The sequence below is a fragment of the Tepidimonas fonticaldi genome, assembly GCF_001675355.1.
Lineage (GTDB): Bacteria > Pseudomonadota > Gammaproteobacteria > Burkholderiales > Burkholderiaceae_C > Tepidimonas > Tepidimonas fonticaldi.
The window spans coordinates 1-900 of sequence record NZ_LZDH01000049.1; the positions used below are offsets into that span (position 1 = coordinate 1).

The 900-nt window shown below is 43.8% G+C and carries 2 protein-coding genes; one reads left to right on the forward strand and one right to left on the reverse strand.

Annotated features, from left to right (window positions below):
• The coding region (locus A9O67_RS13765; protein WP_231960239.1) for a hypothetical protein at positions 1 to 187 on the forward strand (187 nt) is incomplete at its 5' end.
• 43 nt (positions 188 to 230) lie between these two features.
• On the opposite strand, the gene gpmB is transcribed toward A9O67_RS13765, so the two are convergent.
• The gene (gene gpmB, locus A9O67_RS13085) at positions 231 to 878 is read right to left on the reverse strand and encodes a 2,3-diphosphoglycerate-dependent phosphoglycerate mutase GpmB (protein ID WP_082955400.1); all 648 of its coding nucleotides are present in this window, start codon (positions 876 to 878) and stop codon (positions 231 to 233) included.
• Positions 879 to 900: the final 22 nt, after the last annotated feature.

A 900-nucleotide genomic window follows, 5' to 3' on the forward strand; every position in this document is an offset into this window, starting at 1 on the left:
CCAAATTTATGGCGTATATTTGCCTGAGCTGAATTTAACACGTCGACCAGGTTATGATATCGAACATTATCGATTAAAAAACATCGATTTACGTCATATCGCCCCAGAAAATGATGACCCCAAAACACACATCGATACCTTTGATTATTATGTACCAATCAAAACAGGTTCGACCGCAACCCCTTAAAGCAGAGGAGTTTCAGTTTGTTGAAACTCCTTTTTCTAAATAGTTAACCTTGTTGCTCATCGAGAGCTGGCTGCGATAAGTGTGTTACCTCACCGGCTGTTTCAACTATCCAACCATTCGCAAGCCATGGGCTATTTTGGTAATCAACACGAGATAACGAACAGTTACGTAAACGTAGACGGCGTTCTGAATAGGCAGGAACCCCCATAATACGGCTAATTAACGTACTTAGCGCAATACCATGGCTAACAATCAGTGGGCGGCTCCCTTCAGGCAAATCTAAACAGCTATTTAGTGCTGCAAACATACGTGTATAGAGCTCCTCCATTGATTCACCCTCTGGAATTCGTCCTCCACGAGTCCCATCAATTAAGCTTTTGCGCCACTGTTCTTCCTCTGGCGTTAACGACTCTATTGCTCTTTGTTCAAGAACGCCCATATTTAGTTCACGTAGACGCGGTTCTGTGGTAATTTCACATTCGCATACACTTGCAATTATTTGTGCAGTTTCCAGTGTGCGTCCCATATCACTAGTGATAATATGGGTAATGCCTTCTGACTTTATCCTCTCAGCCACCTGCCTTGCTTGCAGTCGTCCAGTGGCGGTCAGAGGGCTATCGGATTGTCCCTGGATGCGACGAGCTAAATTCCATTCAGTTGCGCCATGGCGAACAAGATAAACCTGTAACATAGATTTGTTCCGTTATTTTTTT

Bases quoted from the DNA above. Each gene is read 5' to 3' on its own strand.
- gpmB (WP_082955400.1), bottom strand. From the start codon at position 878: ATGTTACAGGTTTATCTTGTTCGCCATGGCGCAACTGAATGGAATTTA.